The organism is Streptomyces sp. WAC00040 (assembly GCF_056835925.1).
This window is the reverse complement of record NZ_JAKQZE010000005.1, coordinates 375,817-391,122: the sequence shown is the minus strand read 5'-3', so window position 1 is coordinate 391,122 and position 15,306 is coordinate 375,817. Positions and strand designations below refer to the sequence as shown.

Here is a 15,306-nt window from a genome sequence, read left to right as displayed (position 1 = left end):
CAAGATTGGCTTCCGACCTCACCTTCCGTCTGTGTCATATTTGAAGCTGAACGTAGCAGGTTCAAAGCAGACAGGCCAGGCCCAATTCACATTAGGCCCTAGGGCCCATTGGGGAAGTTGCCGAGCTCGATCGTCGATTCATAGGCTGCACTCCGGATCGGCTGGGCGAACGCTCGCTTCCTCCAAGTTCTGCCCTGTGACTATCAGTCTGGCTCCTGAGTTCGGGGCAAGGTTCATGTCGGGGTGGGCCTGCAGTGACGACGCATTTGCGGAGTCGAAGCGATTAGATCACCTGCATGAGGTGTCGTAGGGTACTGCCACCATCAATCGTTCGATGGATCCCCCGTGTTGACGGTCGGCCTTGCGGTGCGTCCACCACTGACCCGCTGGCGATTGAGAGGACTCCCATGTCTGAACCCCCGACCTATTCAGCGTGCCCTGAACCCGGTCGGCCGAACCCCGCGCCCCCGACACTGGCACGGAAGAGACACGGCAGAACTCCGGCCCAGGAGTCTGCCCTGGACAGCCGCTCACGTTTCGCATTGATGCGACTCGCCGTCCTCCCAGTGGCAGGTATGGCGGTGGTCTCGGCCACCGTCGTCATATTCGTCCTGCGCTCCCAGGAGGGCACCGCCGATGCCGCCACGTGGAGCGTTCTCGCTGCCGCAACAGTTCTCGGCTGCGGTTTGCTCGTCGGCGCCTTCGTCGCGTCAAACTCCGAGGCACGATCGCGGTCGCAGCGGTACGAGCGGCTATATCGGACTATTGCCAGCGGCGAGTTGCATCTGCAGACCTTGCTGCGTCGAATGAACGACGGCGAGAGGTTGGAGCCGCCTCAATTCGCGCACCCGGCTCCGTCCGAAGGAGATGCGCTCGCCCGTCTCGAGTATGCGATTCAACTCGGCCAGTGGCAGGCGGGGGCAGCCGTCATACAGGCGGCTCACCGTGACGCGCCCATCGTCCACCCCACGTCCGGCGTACAGCCCGCACCCGCCAAGCCGACAAGGGGGGGGAATGGGGCGAAGGTTGAAGTCTTCGTCAACCTTGCGAGGCGGCTGCAATCGCTCGTGCACCGCCAGATTAAGGAGCTTGACGATCTCGAGCGGGAGGTCGAAGATCCCGAACTCCTTAAGCGTATTTTCCTTGTAGACCACCTGGCGACCCGTACCCGGCGTCACGCGGAGAATGTCGCGGTGCTCGGCGGCACAGTCTCTCGTCGGCAGTGGACCCGCCCCGTGGCACTGAATGAAGTGCTGCGTTCGGCCATCGCCGAGGTGGAGCAGTACTCAAGGGTGAAACTTGTGCCGCCAATCGAGGGGACACTGCAAGGCTACGCCGTTGCCGACGTCGTTCACTTGCTGGCCGAATTGATCGAGAACGCCACCGTATTCTCCGACCCCCACACCCAGGTGCTGCTGCGCTCGCGAATAGTCAGGGCCGGCCTCGCTGTGGAGGTTGAGGACCGAGGTCTCGGCATTCCGGCCGAGGAGCAGACTCGACTGAATGAGCTCCTTGCTGACCCCAATCACATCGATGTCGGCGGGCTGCTTGCCGACGGCCGTATCGGGCTGTTCGTCGTTGCCGCGCTGGCCCGCCGACACAACATTCCGGTACAGCTGCAAACCAACATTTACGGTGCCGTGCAGGCGGTCCTGGTGCTCCCGCAACCCTTGCTGGGGGAGGAGTCCGTCGCCGCGTCGAAGCTGGGGGCTGAGATGCCCCGGCGCGCCTCCGCAGTGACGGTACAGCGTCCTGCTGTGCAAGGCGTCCGGGAAGCCGAGCCGGTGGCCCCTCAGCAGGGGATTCCCACGAAGCAGCCTGAGGCTGCTTCGTGGGTTAGGCCGCCCGAATCGCCGCAGCAGCAGGATGCTGAGCCAGTTACACCACGGGGTGCCGTTCGCGCTATGGGCGTCGCATCCAAGGACGGGCGGCCGCAACTACCCAAGCGTAGGGCGCAGGAAAACCTGGTCCCGGAACTTCGGGACACGCCGCCCAGAACTCGCACGACCGGGGACGAGAAGGAAGTAGTGGCCACTCCGGGGCTATTGGGCGCCTTCCGGCAAGGATGGGGACTTGCCGACGACGCATCAGGCGGCACTCCCACCGACAGTCACAGCTAGTAACCCGCGAATAGAGAGAATGTCACCGTGAGTGATATGCGTACTGGCCACACCGACCGGCTGGACTGGCTTCTGCAGAACCTGTTGGTCAAGGTGCCGGGGGCTCGACATGCGCTGCTGCTGTCCTCCGACGGCCTGAAAAAGGCTGCCGCTTCAACAAAGGCCGACCACGTCGCGGGGCTGGACGACAGCGCAGCAGACCGCTTGGCCGCTTTGGCCTCGGGGCTCAGCTCCCTTGGCCGCGGAGTCGGCCAGCATTTTGCCGACGGCGGCGAGGTGCGCCAAGTGGTCGTTGAGCTGACTACCGCATTGCTGTTCGTGTCCTCGGCCGGCAGTGGCGCTGTTCTCGCGGTGCTCGCCGGACCGAATGCCGATCCAGGCACGCTGGGCTACGAGATGGGCATGCTCGTGAAGTCCGTTCGCCCGTTCCTCGCCACGCCTGACCGCCAGCCGATGGGTGCACCGCTCGATGGCAGGCTCTGAGGATGACTGACGGGCCGGACGGGCTCTGGGTCGACGACGATGCTGGGCGTCTAGTGCGTCCCTACACCGTTGCTGAGGGGCGCACCCGCCCCTCAACGCATTTCGATCTCTTGACGCTGGTACTTGCTACCGGCGCGCGGCCGCAGACCTATCTGGGGCCTGAACACGAGCATGCCCTTGACCTGTGCGGCGGTCCCATCTCGGTGGCCGAAGTGGCCGCCTACATGAAGCTGCCGGCCGTCGTCACAAAAGTGCTTCTCGCCGACCTCGTGCAGCACGAGGCGCTCACCACACGGGGGCCCATCGAGTCGGTGGCCTTGACTGATCGAGACACACTGGAGGCGGTGCTGCGTGGCCTACGAAAGCGACTCTGACCCCTTTCCCACTGCCCTGAAAATCCTTATAGCTGGGGGCTTCGGCGTCGGCAAAACCACCTTCGTTGGAGCGGTAAGCGAGATTGAGCCGCTGAGCACTGAGGAGCGGCTGACCCAAGCGAGCGCCGGCACAGACGACTTGGCCGGCGTTGAGGGAAAGTCGACCACGACCGTGGCCATGGACTTCGGTCGCATCACTCTTGACAAGGACCATGTCCTCTACCTGTTCGGAACGCCCGGGCAGGAGCGGTTTTGGTTCATGTGGGATGAACTCTCTGAGGGAGCGCTCGGAGCCGTAGTCCTCACCGATACCCGCAGGCTTGATGCGTGCTTCGCCGCCGTCGACTTCTTCGAGCGGCGCGGTATCGCATTTGCAGTCGCCGTCAATGAGTTCGATGGTGCCTACCAGTACACCCCTGATGAAGTCCGCGCAGCCATCGACCTCAAGCCCCATGTGCCCGTGGTGATGTGCGATGCGCGCCAGTGCGCCTCAGCGACCAACGTCGTCATCGCACTTGTACAACACCTCCTCAGCTCTGCTCCCGCAACGCCGGTTGCTGAGCCCACCCCTGTTGCGCTGACCCTCGCATGACGCAACTGAACCTGCAGTCGAACGGAGCGCCATGTCCTCCTCAGAACTCCATGACCTCTCACGTGACTCGACCGACCATCTGCGCCTGAATCCCGATGACCGCCATGCACCGGCCCGAGTCGCCCGTCTGCGCGCGCTCGGCCTGCGGGGGGACAGCCCGGTTCCGGAGTTCGACCAGTTCGCGCGAGACCTGGCCCTCAAGTTGGGAGCGCGTTATGCCATGGTCAACCTCATCGATGAGCACCGCCAATTCTTCGCCGGCCTTTACACCCCTGACTCCGACCAGACGGTGGAGCTGGCGCCACAGCAGGGCCAGGTCGGCCGGGAGATGGCGCTGGATTACGGCTTCTGCCCGCACGTCGTTCTTAGGCGGAAAGCGTTCCCGCTCGAGGACGTGTTCGACTATCCGAGGTTCGCCGGGAACCCCGTCGTGAACGAGCTGGGCATCCGCACGTATCTGGGTACGCCGCTCATCGACCCCGTCACGGACATGCCGCTCGGGACCATCTGCGTCGTGGACACGGAGGCCAGGCAGTGGGGGGCGCAGGGCGTGGAGACCATAAAGTTCATGGCCCAGGCGCTGGCCGACCGCATAATAAGCGCGGAGGACCGGGACCGGCTCTGAAGGAGAGCGGACGGCCGCGTTCGTAGGGGGAATCTTAATTAGATGAGGGAGCCGCGGACGACGCACTGCGTCCGCGGCTCCGAGTTCTCACACCGCGTGGCCGATTGTCGCCAGCTGCTCCATGTCGCTGCGATGCGGTGATGTGTTCCGCACTAGGGCAGCCAGGCGCTCGGACCACTGGCCCTTCGCAGTACCAAGCGCCATCTCGCCCAAGCGCAGCAGCTGGATGTCCGAGGTGCCAGCGGGTGCGTAGAGGTGTTGCGCATCCCGCAGATACCGTTCTACGGGACGGTCGGTGAAGAGGCCCGCAGCGGCGTGAATGTCCATCGCGTCGCGTGCCGATTCGACGGCGGACTCGTGGTTCAGGTACTTCGCGTTCATGAGTTCCGCGTCACACGGCAGCCCGCGGCCAAGCAGGTCCACAGCGTGGTAGGCGGTCAACCGCGCAGTCATGAGCCGGTGATGCATCAGGCCCAGTTTCAACTTGATGTTGTTGAGTTCCCCGAGCGGCGCACCGTACCGCTCCCGCTCAAGGCAGAAGGCCCGGGTCTCGTCGTACACCGCCTGGTGGATGCCCAAACTGACCGCCGTCAGATTGGGTCTGCCGTACAGAATTGAGGAGCTGTAGGCAACAGCGAGACCCTGCCCTTCCTCACCGAGCCTGTTCGCTGCCGGCACGCGGCAGGCATCGAACCGTAGCTCTCCGAAGGAAAAACCATGCAGCCCCATGGCGGGAATCTGCTTGGCGAGCGAGAAGCCGGGGCGGTCTGCCTCGACAAGGAAGGCTGAGAGTCCCTTAGATCCGGGGCTGGTACGGACGACGACGCCATGCAGGTCGCCTACGTGGCTGTTGCCTACGAAAACCTTCCTTCCGTTGAGGATGTAGTCATTGCCGTCACGGACTGCGGTGGACTGCATGCCGAGGACGTGACCACCTGACTGCGGCTCGGTAACCGCGATCGTCGGCAGTGCATCCCCAGCGGCGATGCGTGGCAGCCAGGTCCGCTTCTGCCTGTCGTTACCGAAGTGGATGATCTTCGCGACGCCCAACTGGCTCGCTTGGACCATCGCTCCCATGGCTCCGCTGACACGCGCGAGCTCCTCGATGATGATGGTCTTAGCCAGGTGTCCGGCGCCCATGCCCCCGTAGGCGGGGTCGATGGTTGCGCCAATCCAGCCCTGTCGGGCAATTGCACGGGACACTTCGTGGGAGGCGGCGCGTGATGCTTCCATCTCGGCCACCCTGGGCCGCACTTCTTCCTCAGCGAAGTCGCGCACCTGCCGACGCAGATCTTGGTGGTAGTCGTTGGCGAAATATCGTTCCACGACGAGCCTTTCTCCGTGCTTCCCCCGTGTCCAGAGGGGACACGGAGGTCGTACGTCGAGCAGTCGTTCCCCGTCCCCCACGCTGGCCGACTGGCAACATGGTCTACAGGTCGCCCCTTCACAGCCAAGATCATTTGCTACCTTTGGCCAAAATGCTACGTGTTGTGGTTAGGGTCGAACTGTGAGATACGACAAGCGCCTTGCTCGCATAGTGAGACACGATGAGTTGAAAATGCTCGCGGGGCAGCACTTGTTGCCCCTTGGCCAGTGGCCTTTTCACCAGGCACGTTCCTCAGTGGTAGGGCAGTCGCCACCAATGCGCACCGGCCATCGAGGGGCGTCTAGCCACCCATCAAGGTTTGACCTAGCCGCCGCCAAGTTTCGGCCGTGAACTCCTAGGTCCTCAGGCCCACTGCAGATCTGCACTGCTTCGTGAAGGCCCGGCGAGGCGAGCTTGTCCCAGGGGCTGTCCCGAAAATGATCTCCGATCGGTGGCATGCGGCGGATCGCTACGGGGATGGCCGCCTACTCGGCGAGGGTGACGTTGGGGAGGCGGGTGATGCCGAGCGTGGATGATGGATACCGTCACCTTTGAGGCTGCAGTCACGCAGACACTAACGAGCTCGTGCACGGTAGGCGGTGAGACGTCGCGAACTTCGGCGTGGCCTGGGTTCACGTCTGCCGTGTCGGCTTCAGGTCCACGGTCTGCTGGTGGGACAGCAGGCTGGCGATTGCTTGGATGGTGTCGCTCATATGCTCGCGGCGGCCGAGGTGGCGGGCCAGGGCCCGCCAGTTCTTCAGATGGGCGATGCCGTGCTCGACACGGATACGGCGTGAGGAGTGTGCCTTGCGCTGGTGTTCGTGCATCTCCTCGTACCAGTCCGGGGCGTTCTTCTTGAACTTGCGGTGCGGTGGTGTCACCACCCGTCCGCCGGTCTGAGCGCCCAGCCCCTGGTAGCCGGCGTCGGCGAGGATCTCCACCGCCGGCCCGTCGGCCAGGAGCCTGACCAGCCCTAACTGGCGGGCTTGGGTGATGTCTGCGCAGCTCGCGGGCCGTGCTGGGCTGCACCACAGCACGCGGCCTTCGCCGTCCGTGACCACCATGGACTTGACGGCGTTCTGCTTGTTCTTGCCGGAGATGAACTTGTCGCGGTCCTTGTGTCCGGCGGCCGGGCGGCGAACCCGGATCTCGGTGCCGTCGACGATGCCGGTCGTCCCGCTCGAGCCGAGATGGTCGACGACCTCGGCCAGGGTCCGCAGCCGCACGTCGGGGCTGACGGTGCACCCTCGCTCGGCGAGCAGGGGCCGCACCTCACCGACGGCACGGGTGATGGTGGATCGGTCCACGCCGAACCAGCAGGCCAGCACGTCATGGGTGACCCCGTGGCGGAGATGGACGAGGGTGGCCAAGAGACGGTCGATGAACACCAGCCGGTGCTTCGCGCCCGCGCCCACGGCCCGCTTCCGCGGGCGAGCGGCAAGCCTCGCTTGGTGACGCTCCTGCCACAACGGGCCGATTTCCTCGACGAGTTCAGCAATCACTTTGGCAGTCAGACCCGTGATCCGCCGATTGCTGATGATCACCGCACGCGTCGCGTTCCCCACCACCTGACCATGATCAACCATCCAGGCTCGACGTCTCACCGCCAACCATGCACGAGCTCGTAAAGCGTGTTGCAGAAGGTTGTGTTCAGGCAGGTCAGAGCCGGGTTGTGGCCGGTGTGATCACGCGGCGAGGGCGAGGTTGTGCATGTGGGCGATGGCTTGGACGGCGTGGTGGAGCCCGTTTCCGCGCTGGTGGCAGTCGCGGAGGATGTTGTAGTGCTTCATGCGGGCGAAGGCGTGCTCGACGCGGGCGCGGACCCGTCGGTGTTCGGCGTTGTCCTCTTCCTCACCGGGCAGGAGTGCCCGTCCGGGGCGTTTGCGGTGCGGGACGACGAGGCCGGTGTTGATGTAGGCCCCGTCGCCCAGCACGGTCACGCCTTCACATCGCTCGGCCAGGCCGGAGTCCCGCCATGCCTTCGCGTCCGCGGTCGTCCCAGGGACCGGCCTGGCCGCCGCGATGACGAGTTTGGTGTCGGCATCGATGATGACCTGCACGTTCGCGGAGAACCGGTAGTTGCGTGAGGAGGCTCCGACCTTCCGGTCGCGGACCGGGATCAGGGTGCCATCCACAATCCACAACCGCTCCACCACATCGGCAGGGCGGGTGGCCGGCTCGATGGCCAGGAGCGGCCGCAGCCGCTGGATGACCCGGCACACCGTCGCCGACGAGACGCCGAACAGCGGCGCGAGCTGCCGCATGGTGAGGTTCGTGCGGTAATACACCGCGACGAGCAGTACCCGGTCGGCCAGAGGCAGACACCACGGCCGACCACCGCCAGGACCGTTCCCACCCCGTCCCCGGACCACCTTCAGCAGCCGTTCGAACTGCCGCATCCGCAGCCCCGTGAACGTCTCCACCCACAACGGCTCAGCCCTCAACACCCCACCCAAACAGGGTAAAAGTTCCCGTCGCAGCCTTCTGCAGCTGCCTTCGACGCAGGCGTGCCGTACGATCTCGTCGCAGCCTTTGCCGCTTCCCTCAGTCCACCGCACCGGTCCTGCGGCTGGTGCTGCCGAGAGCACACAGGGGCTCCTGCACGCCCCAGTCGGCTGAGCCTCCAGCCCGGCCGCTCCGCCGGCTCGGTACACGACGAGCTCGGCCATCCCAATTCGGGATGACCGAGTTTCGTGCGTTCCGGGCTGCTGTTCACAACAGCAGTGAACGTGCCTCCGCAAGCAGTGCGTGAATCTCGCATACCGGGCTGGACGCTTTGGGGCGGGTCAAGACGCTCGTACGAAAGGCATTTAGAGCGACGAAACGTGTTGGACCACCAACTGCCGTCAGCCGCTTCGCAGCTGGTCGGTCGGGATGGTCGACAGGGCACCGGCCACCCGGGTACAGAAGTCGACTCCGCGTTCCCATTGGTTCTTGTCGATCTCGGTGTCGAGCACCCGCTCGCGGCTGGCCTGAATCAGTCGGTGGGGCCCCGAGATCGTCTGGATTGTCGGGACACCGACGTCATACAGGAAGGTGCCCTCACCGAAGAGGCCGTCGCTGGGAGAGGGGTAAAGAACCTTGGTGCGCCGGAAGTCCGCCGCTGCGGAGGCCCGGGCGCACAACTGCTGGAGAGCGGGCACCGGGCTGGTGAGGTGGACGTGCGGTTCTGTGAGACCCGTCGACACGTACTGGTTGTCCTTCTCGACCCACTGGCGCGGACCGACGTGTTCAATGGAGAAGCCGGCGACGGCCCGGCTCATCAGATCTGGCCGGGTGTCGATGAACAGGTGGGTACTCTTCAGACCCCCTGCTTCGAGGAGGAAGTGGCCCGTAGTGAAGACGGCCGCGTAGGTGCGGGGCCGCGCCGAGCGGGGCAGGCGGGCAAGTGCCTGCGCGATGCCAGCTTGGACCACTGCGCCGTTCTCCTCTATGGCGTTCATACCGTCCGTGTGGGTGTTCATCAGCACGACTTCGTCGCTCGCCCCGGGGATCACCGACACGAGCATGTCTGTGCTCTGCCGGCTGACGCTCGCAGTCAGTTGCAATGTGGCGCTGATGCCGCCCGCCTTGGCCTCGGTCCGCACCCGCGCCCCGGCCACCCGGTCCAGGATCAGCGCCGGGGTGTCCTGCAGCATGCGGTTATATGGAATCCACTGGTTGGCGGTGTAGCCGGGGGAGGAGTCGACGAGCATGATCGCCCCGATTGCACCGGCCTGCTTGACCGCGTCGAGCATCGGCAGGGGCGTCTCCCAGGCCAGGCTGATCGGTTCGTCGGGCCGGAACGTGCCGTCCGGGTCGTACGTGCTGACAACCAAGGGATCGAAGGCCGCGAACGGGACGGTCACGATCGGGCGGACCTCGAAGACGGCTATGTTGCCGCGCAGGTCCACTGCAGCCAGGTCCTCGGGAGTCCCGCGGCTGACGTAGACCAGTTTGCCCGTGACTCCGCTCGAGGAGGTGGCGCCGGAGTACGGGTACGGTGCGGCGACTTCGACCACACCCGCAGCCGGCCCGTCGGAGATGCTCAGCGCGGTCCCGAGAGGGTGCCATCCTGTGAAGTACTGGGTAGTGCGGTCAACGCCAAGACCGGCGCTTCGAAGCTGGCTTTCGATGGAGTCGAGAAATGCGGCGTGCGCCCGCGAACCGACCATGCGCGGCCCGAGATTCACCATCGCCTTCAGATCGCCCCACATGTCGGGTGCTTGCAGACCGGGGAGCCCGTCACTCAAGACGCCGACGGAACTTGGGGCCCCCCAGGAGGTCCGGCCGACGAGAGCTGTGGCGGATGCGGCCATACCCGCACCCAGAAAGCCGCGCCGGGAAAGAGAAGGTGCCATGACTGCCTCCAGATGACATGCCGGGACAATGTAGCGATCCTCTGGGCAACGCCCTGATCACCACTGTGCGGAAGGGAAGGGTGTGCATCAGAAAGGGGAATGCAGGGGGCCTGAATGCGTCTCAGGGTTCAAATTTCACCTGGTCCCCACCTGCAGGTGGCGAACATGTCGGACGGTCAGAACCACAAGAGTCCTGGGCCGCCAGTCCTGAGTTTGTGGCCTTCAACGGGCCTGCATTCACGACATGGGAAAGGGGGATATGGGTTCATTTCACTGCCGGAATACCGGCTGTCGGTGAAACTGGGCAGAGCCTAACAGCGCAAAATCCAAGCGGCATGAGCCCGTGGGCCCCATGCCCGAGGCCCTGAGCGAGGAGGACTGGGAGAAGTGGTTGGGACAGTGGGAAGTCCGTTGGTTCCGGACAGTTCAGTTGTGGATGGCCTTCGTCGGGGCCCCTCGGGAAACACTTTGCTGCCCCCGTCCATCCCGCTGGAACAGCGTGTCCAACTCCACAGTCATCACCGGCCGTGCCGACGCCCGGTAGGGCCGAGTTCCGCGCCCCACAGGGGCCCCCGACCGCTTCGCTTCGGGTCCGTCGGTCGCCATGCAGCCGGTGTCGGGGACTGCCCCTATCTCCCCCGTCAAGCTCGGAGAGGATTGGCGTTATGGAGGATAGGGATCAGGGTCGCGACTGGATGGATCGCACTTCGGTGCACTACGGCGCCTTGCATGGAGACGTCGCTGGCTTGCGGGCGGCCGTGGCGGATGGCGCCGATCCAGGCCTTGCGGACAAGGCGGGGATGACGCCCCTGCATTTCGCCGCGCAGTCCCAGGTCGCGTCGGCCGCAGAGATGCTCCTGGCGGCGGGTGCGTCCGTCGATGTCGGCGACAGCAACGGCAACACTGCTCTGATCAACGCCGTGTTCAATTACCGAGGTGATCCGGCGAGGCTCCGAGTACTGCGGGAGGCCGGAGCCGATCCGGAACAGCAGAACGCGAAGGGCCTGAGCCCGCGCGGTCTTGCCGACCTGATCGGCAATTACGACGTGGCCGTTCAGGTGCCCGGCGCCGGGCAGAACCGGTAGATGCTGGTCACGCCTCATGCCTTTCATGCGGCTGCTGGACGCGGCTCGTAGAAGGTGCCGTCTCGGAGCATTGCCAAGAGGACGTCGGCTCGTCGTCGGGCGAGGCAGAGGAGGGCTTGGGTCTGGTGCTTGCCCTGGCTGATCTTCATGTCGTAGTAGGACCGGGAGACCGGGGCGGCCAGGGCCGCGAACGCGGACAGGAAGAAGGCGCGTTTGAGCTGCTTCTTTCCCCGCCGGGACGGCTGCTCGCCGCGGATTGAGGAGCCCGAACTTCGCGCCGCGGGGGCGAGACCGGCATAGGCGGCCAGGTGGGCGGCGGACGGGAAGCAGCTGCCGTCGCCCACGTATTAGGATCCTGGCTCCGGTCCTGACGCCGATGCCGGGCATCGAGACATCCGATCGGTCTATGGCGTCGAGCCGGGGCCGGTAGCGGGGTGGGGAAGGCGGTGTTCACGTCGTAGTTCTGGCGTGTGGTGAGGCAGTGGTGCAACTGGCCGAGGAGTCGGCTGTAGAGGTTGCGCCGGGCTGCGGTGTGACGGTCTCCGATGCTTCTGCGGCGGTCGTAGTGGCCGCGGGCTCCGGGGGATCCGGACAGCGCGGCGAAGGACCAGACGTAGCCACCTGCGGCGAGTCGCTGGTTCTTCACTTTGCGGTGGTGGACGATCAGGCTCTTGCCCGGAGGCTCTGGTGATGGGGGCCGAGCTGGCGTATGCCTTGAGCGCGCGGCCGTCGGCGAAGCGGGACCGGTCGTCGCCGATCTCGGCCAGGATGCGGGCTCCGGTGAGTTCGCCCAGGCCGGGGAAGCTGGTGATGATCTGCGCGTCTTCGTGTTCGGTGAACTTCTCGGCGCATGCGGCGGCGAGGTCGTCGGCTGCCTGGGCGGCGGCATCGAGTTGCAGGACGAGTGCTCTGACCTGCTGGCCGAAGGCTTCCTCGACGCGAGGGAGCTGACGCATGTGCGGCTCGCGCAGGACTCCGGCGAGGTGCTCGGCCCTGGTTTCGGTGCGGCGCTGGCGGCCGGCCTTGCGCAGGAGAGAGCGAAGCCGTGCCTTGCTCAGCGCGGCAGCTGCGGCAGGAGTGGGAGCTGCGGGGAGGACGGTGCGGGCCTCCGGGTGGGCAAGGCCCACGTTTTTGACCTGGAAGGCGGCCAGTGCGGCCGGGAAGAACTCCGTCAGCAGGGAACGAAGTTGGTTGGCCAGCTGCTGACGGTTCCAGACCGCATCTTGCTGGGCCCGGGCCAGGACGGCGATCGCCTGGATAAGTTCGAAGTCGGCGGGCAGCGGACGGTGATGGTCCGCGTCCGTGCGCAGGGCGTTCGCCAGGGCGAGTGCGTCCGCGTGGTCCTTGGCCCGCGCGACCGAACGTCGCTCACGATAGCGAGCGACCGGCATGGGGTTGATGGCCTAGACGGGGCGGCCGGTGGCTCGCAGGCATGCCACCAGCAGACCGCGGCGATCGCGACGGGGATCGGATCCCCGGGCTCGTCCCCGGCCTCGGCGAGAAGGTGCTGCAGGGCATCTAGCCCGGCGAGGTCGTCGCTGATCCGTTGCTTGGCGACCAGATCGCCGCGTTCGTTGACCAGGGCGACGTCGTGGTGGTCCTCCGCCCAGTCGATGCCGCAGAAGATCTTCAAGTAGGCCCTCCTCGAACGCAGATAGTGCAGGAGCCAGTGCAGGGAAACGCCGCGCCCTAATGGGAGGACTCGCAGGTCCGGCATCCGATTGGCAGTTCGCATCCCCAGCGGTCGGCAAGGGCCCCGTGCTGTATGCGGAGCACGTGGCTCTGGTGTCGATGAGAGGTCTCCTTGCCGACGGCTCGGAAGACGCACTACCCAGCGGATGATCACGACGTGCCGGAAACGGAAGGCTGGTTACGCACAGCCTCAATAAAGCAGGAGTCGAGCTCCGGGTCAGGACCAGACGTCCTCCGGCCCTCCGTCACCGTCGTGCACCGCCATTAGGTCAGGACCTTCGAAAGAGACATCCCACTTCCTTAGCGCGTCAAGCGGCGCCCGCGACGATGTCCGAGGGCTGTTGGTTTGGGAAGGCCTTCGCCTCGTTGTAGGGCTCTTGGTGCTGGAGGCAGTGGAAGAGCATCCCGATGTAGCGGTTGAACAGGTTCCGTTGGGCTGCGACGTGACGGTCCCCGGCTTGTCGTCGGCGGTCGTAGTGGGTTCGGGCTCCGGGTGACTTCGTCAGGGAGACGAAGGCCCAGACATAGCCGACGGCGGCCAGCCGTTGGTTCTTGATCCGGCGGCTGGTCACGACGCAGCTCTTGCCGCTGGCCCGGGTGACGGGGGCACTGCCGGCGTAGGGCTTGAGGGAGGAGGCGTTGGCGAAGCGTGACCGGTCATCGCCGATCTCGGCTAGAACCCGTGCACCGGTTAACGAGCCAAGGCCTGGAAAGCTGGTGATGACGGAGGCGTCCGGGTGTTGTTCGAAGGCCTGGGCGCTGGCCGCTTCGAGCTCTTCGGCGTTGACGCAGGCGGTCTCCAGCTGCCGTAGCAGCGCGGTGGTCTGCCGGCCGAAGGCTTCCTCGACCTGCGGGAGGTGGTGCAGGTAGTCGCGGCGGAAGACCTCGTGCAGGCGGTCAGCCGCAGCAGCGATGCCGCGGCTGCGGCCAGCCCGCTTGAGGAGGGCCTGCAACTGCCGACGCGTGAGCCGTGCGACGGCGGTCGGAGTGGGCGCTGCCGCCAGGATGGTCCGGGCCTCACGGGAGCACAGCCCGAACTTGTGCTCCGGGAAGGCGGCCAAGATCGACGGGTAGGGCTCACGTAGCTGGGAGCGGAGCGTGTTGTGTGCCTGGTTGCGGTCCCAGACCGCGTCCTGCTGGGCTCGGGCGAGTACGGCGATCGCCTGGGCGAGTTCGGAATCTGCGGGCAGAGGCCGGTGCGCGGGCATGTCGACGCGCAGGATGTTCGCCAGGGCGGCCGCGTCGACGGCGTTGGACTTCTTCCGAGCGACCGAGTGCCGGTCCCGGTAACGTGCCACGGCCAGCGGATTGATTGCGAAGGCCGGACGCCCGGTTGCCCGCAGACAGGCGACCAGGAGGCCGCGGGATGTTTCGATCGCGACCGGGATGGGCGTTTCCTTGCTGTCACCGTGTGCTGCCAGCAGCGCGGTGAGTTGTGCGAATCCAGCGGCGTCGTCGCTTATCCGCTGCCTGGCGACCTGCTTCCCGCCCGCGTCGACGAGCGCAATGTCGTGATGGTCCTCGGCCCAGTCCACTCCGCAGAACACAGGTGCCGGTAACCCTGCGAGTTCCATACCGTCTCCTCATTTCAGCCTTTTCCGCAGGCCAGAGCCTGTGCAGGGTGCGCGTACTCCCTAATGGCAGTGAAACGCTGTCGCTGCTTGAGCGCGAGCAGTGGGCCGGTGCGGGCCACGATCCGGTCGGCTGCGGACTTCGAGACGCCGAACAGCGGGGCGAGCTGCCGCAGCGTCAGGTTGGTGCGCCAGTAAGCGGCGACGAGCAACACCCGGTCCTCCAGCGGTAGCGACCATGGGCGTCCCGGCCGCAGCACTTCGGCTCCCTCGCGGCGCAGCATCGTGATCAGCTTGCGGAAAGCGCACGGGTTCAGCCCGGTGAACGGGGCTATCCAAGACGGCTCCGACGCCGTGATCACTGCTGCCATATCAAGATCGTCCCACCACGCCAGAGCCCGGACTTACGGAGATCCCTACGCGCGGGAATTTCACTGGGCGGTCTCGTCATCGGCCGGTACCGTGCGACGCAGAACCAAGGGGGATGAGCTGGTGCGCCCAGTGCTGTTGGTGGATGTCGACGGACCGCTCAATCCGTATGCCGCGAAGCCGCACCGCCGGCCCGAGGGCTATCAGACGCACCGCCTGCTGACGCCTCGCTGGAAGGCCGCCGAGCGGCGCCGACTGACTGAGTGGGGGCTGCCGAACAAGCCCGTGAAGCCGCTGCGGGTGTGGCTTAACCCGGATCACGGCCCGGCGCTGGATGCCCTTCCCTTCGACCTGGTGTGGGCGACCACCTGGGAGGGAGAAGCCAACGCTTTCATCGCGCCAGTCCTGGGACTGCCCGAGCTGCCCTTCATTCCCTGGTCCTCGCCGCGGGCCCAGCCCGACAGCGGTGTGTTCTGGAAGACGCCGGAGATCGTCGCGTGGGCGAAAGGCCGTGCGTTCGCTTGGATCGACGACGAGATCACAGAAGCCGATCGTGCCTGGGTGAAGGAACACCACGACGGTCCCGAGCTACTGCACCGAATCGACCCCCGATGCGGCCTCGCCATCGACGACTTCGCCGCGCTGACGGCATGGGCGACCGGCCTGGACTGACTTCACCGCCGCTCGAC

Annotated in this window: 12 protein-coding genes and 3 pseudogenes; 7 read left to right on the top strand and 8 right to left on the bottom strand. The window is 65.7% G+C overall.

Annotation, left to right across the window (positions count from 1 at the left end; all coding sequences use genetic code 11):
- The first annotated feature begins 575 nt into the window (after nt 1-575).
- Genes MDN94_RS36715 through MDN94_RS36695 form a run of 5 tightly spaced genes read left to right on the top strand, consistent with a single transcriptional unit; the run spans nt 576 to nt 4,194 of the window.
- Complete coding sequence (locus MDN94_RS36715; protein WP_482730109.1) at nt 576-2,120, top strand: sensor histidine kinase; 1,545 nt, start codon at nt 576-578, stop codon at nt 2,118-2,120.
- A 36-nt stretch (nt 2,121-2,156) separates the two neighbouring features.
- Nucleotides 2,157-2,603 carry a roadblock/LC7 domain-containing protein gene (locus MDN94_RS36710; RefSeq protein ID WP_482730108.1) on the top strand — a complete coding sequence of 149 codons (447 nt, stop codon included), beginning with the start codon at nt 2,157-2,159 and terminating at the stop codon, nt 2,601-2,603.
- Nucleotides 2,604-2,605: 2 nt separating this feature from the next.
- A complete protein-coding gene (locus MDN94_RS36705; protein WP_482730107.1) occupies nt 2,606-2,977 on the top strand; it encodes a DUF742 domain-containing protein in 372 nt (123 codons plus the stop codon).
- Nucleotides 2,955-3,569 carry a GTP-binding protein gene (locus tag MDN94_RS36700; protein ID WP_482730106.1) on the top strand — a complete coding sequence of 205 codons (615 nt, stop codon included), beginning with the start codon at nt 2,955-2,957 and terminating at the stop codon, nt 3,567-3,569. The genes MDN94_RS36705 and MDN94_RS36700 overlap by 23 nt, the downstream gene beginning before the upstream one ends.
- Nucleotides 3,570-3,600: 31 nt before the next feature.
- A complete protein-coding gene (locus tag MDN94_RS36695) occupies nt 3,601-4,194 on the top strand; it encodes a GAF domain-containing protein (RefSeq protein WP_482730105.1) in 594 nt (197 codons plus the stop codon).
- Nucleotides 4,195-4,281: 87 nt separating this feature from the next.
- Here MDN94_RS36695 and MDN94_RS36690 read toward each other — a convergent pair whose 3' ends face one another.
- The 4 genes from MDN94_RS36690 to MDN94_RS36675 form a co-directional block, all read right to left on the bottom strand.
- Nucleotides 4,282-5,520, bottom strand: a complete 1,239-nt coding sequence (locus MDN94_RS36690; protein ID WP_482730104.1) for an acyl-CoA dehydrogenase family protein — start codon at nt 5,518-5,520, stop codon at nt 4,282-4,284.
- Nucleotides 5,521-6,192: 672 nt separating this feature from the next.
- Entirely contained in the window at nt 6,193-7,125 is a 933-nt protein-coding gene (locus MDN94_RS36685) for a transposase (protein WP_482730037.1), read from the bottom strand.
- Nucleotides 7,126-7,245: 120 nt separating this feature from the next.
- Nucleotides 7,246-8,016 carry a transposase family protein gene (locus MDN94_RS36680; protein WP_482730098.1) on the bottom strand — a complete coding sequence of 257 codons (771 nt, stop codon included), beginning with the start codon at nt 8,014-8,016 and terminating at the stop codon, nt 7,246-7,248.
- 390 nt (nt 8,017-8,406) lie between these two features.
- Nucleotides 8,407-9,792: a hypothetical protein gene (locus MDN94_RS36675; protein WP_482730103.1), complete on the bottom strand. Its 1,386-nt coding sequence runs from the start codon at nt 9,790-9,792 to the stop codon at nt 8,407-8,409.
- A gap of 803 nt (nt 9,793-10,595) precedes the next feature.
- Between MDN94_RS36675 and MDN94_RS36670 the strand changes: the two genes are divergently transcribed.
- Entirely contained in the window at nt 10,596-10,985 is a 390-nt protein-coding gene (locus MDN94_RS36670) for an ankyrin repeat domain-containing protein (RefSeq protein ID WP_482730102.1), read from the top strand.
- Nucleotides 10,986-11,008: 23 nt separating this feature from the next.
- On the opposite strand, the pseudogene MDN94_RS36665 reads toward MDN94_RS36670, so the two are convergent.
- The 4 genes and pseudogenes from MDN94_RS36665 to MDN94_RS36650 form a co-directional block, all read right to left on the bottom strand.
- A pseudogene (locus MDN94_RS36665) lies at nt 11,009-11,375 on the bottom strand (transposase); the annotation flags it as partial.
- A 25-nt stretch (nt 11,376-11,400) separates the two neighbouring features.
- Nucleotides 11,401-12,618, bottom strand: a pseudogene (locus MDN94_RS36660) (IS110 family RNA-guided transposase); the annotation flags it as partial.
- Nucleotides 12,619-12,985: 367 nt separating this feature from the next.
- On the bottom strand, nt 12,986-14,251 hold the full coding sequence (locus MDN94_RS36655) for an IS110 family RNA-guided transposase (RefSeq protein ID WP_482730101.1): 1,266 nt from the start codon (nt 14,249-14,251) through the stop codon (nt 12,986-12,988).
- 71 nt (nt 14,252-14,322) lie between these two features.
- A pseudogene (locus MDN94_RS36650) lies at nt 14,323-14,619 on the bottom strand (helix-turn-helix domain-containing protein); the annotation flags it as partial.
- Between the two features lie 118 nt (nt 14,620-14,737).
- Between MDN94_RS36650 and MDN94_RS36645 the strand changes: the two are divergent.
- A complete protein-coding gene (locus tag MDN94_RS36645; protein WP_482730234.1) occupies nt 14,738-15,289 on the top strand; it encodes a hypothetical protein in 552 nt (183 codons plus the stop codon).
- The last annotated feature ends 17 nt before the right edge of the window (nt 15,290-15,306 follow it).

Excerpts from the sequence above, each read along its gene's own strand:
- MDN94_RS36695 (WP_482730105.1), top strand. The coding sequence starts at position 3,601 with ATGTCCTCCTCAGAACTCCATGACCTCTCACGTGACTCGACCGACCAT.
- MDN94_RS36715 (WP_482730109.1), top strand. The coding sequence starts at position 576 with ATGGCGGTGGTCTCGGCCACCGTCGTCATATTCGTCCTGCGCTCCCAG.
- MDN94_RS36655 (WP_482730101.1), bottom strand. The coding sequence starts at position 14,251 with ATGGAACTCGCAGGGTTACCGGCACCTGTGTTCTGCGGAGTGGACTGG.
- MDN94_RS36705 (WP_482730107.1), top strand. The coding sequence starts at position 2,606 with ATGACTGACGGGCCGGACGGGCTCTGGGTCGACGACGATGCTGGGCGT.
- MDN94_RS36710 (WP_482730108.1), top strand. The coding sequence starts at position 2,157 with ATGCGTACTGGCCACACCGACCGGCTGGACTGGCTTCTGCAGAACCTG.
- MDN94_RS36670 (WP_482730102.1), top strand. The coding sequence starts at position 10,596 with ATGGATCGCACTTCGGTGCACTACGGCGCCTTGCATGGAGACGTCGCT.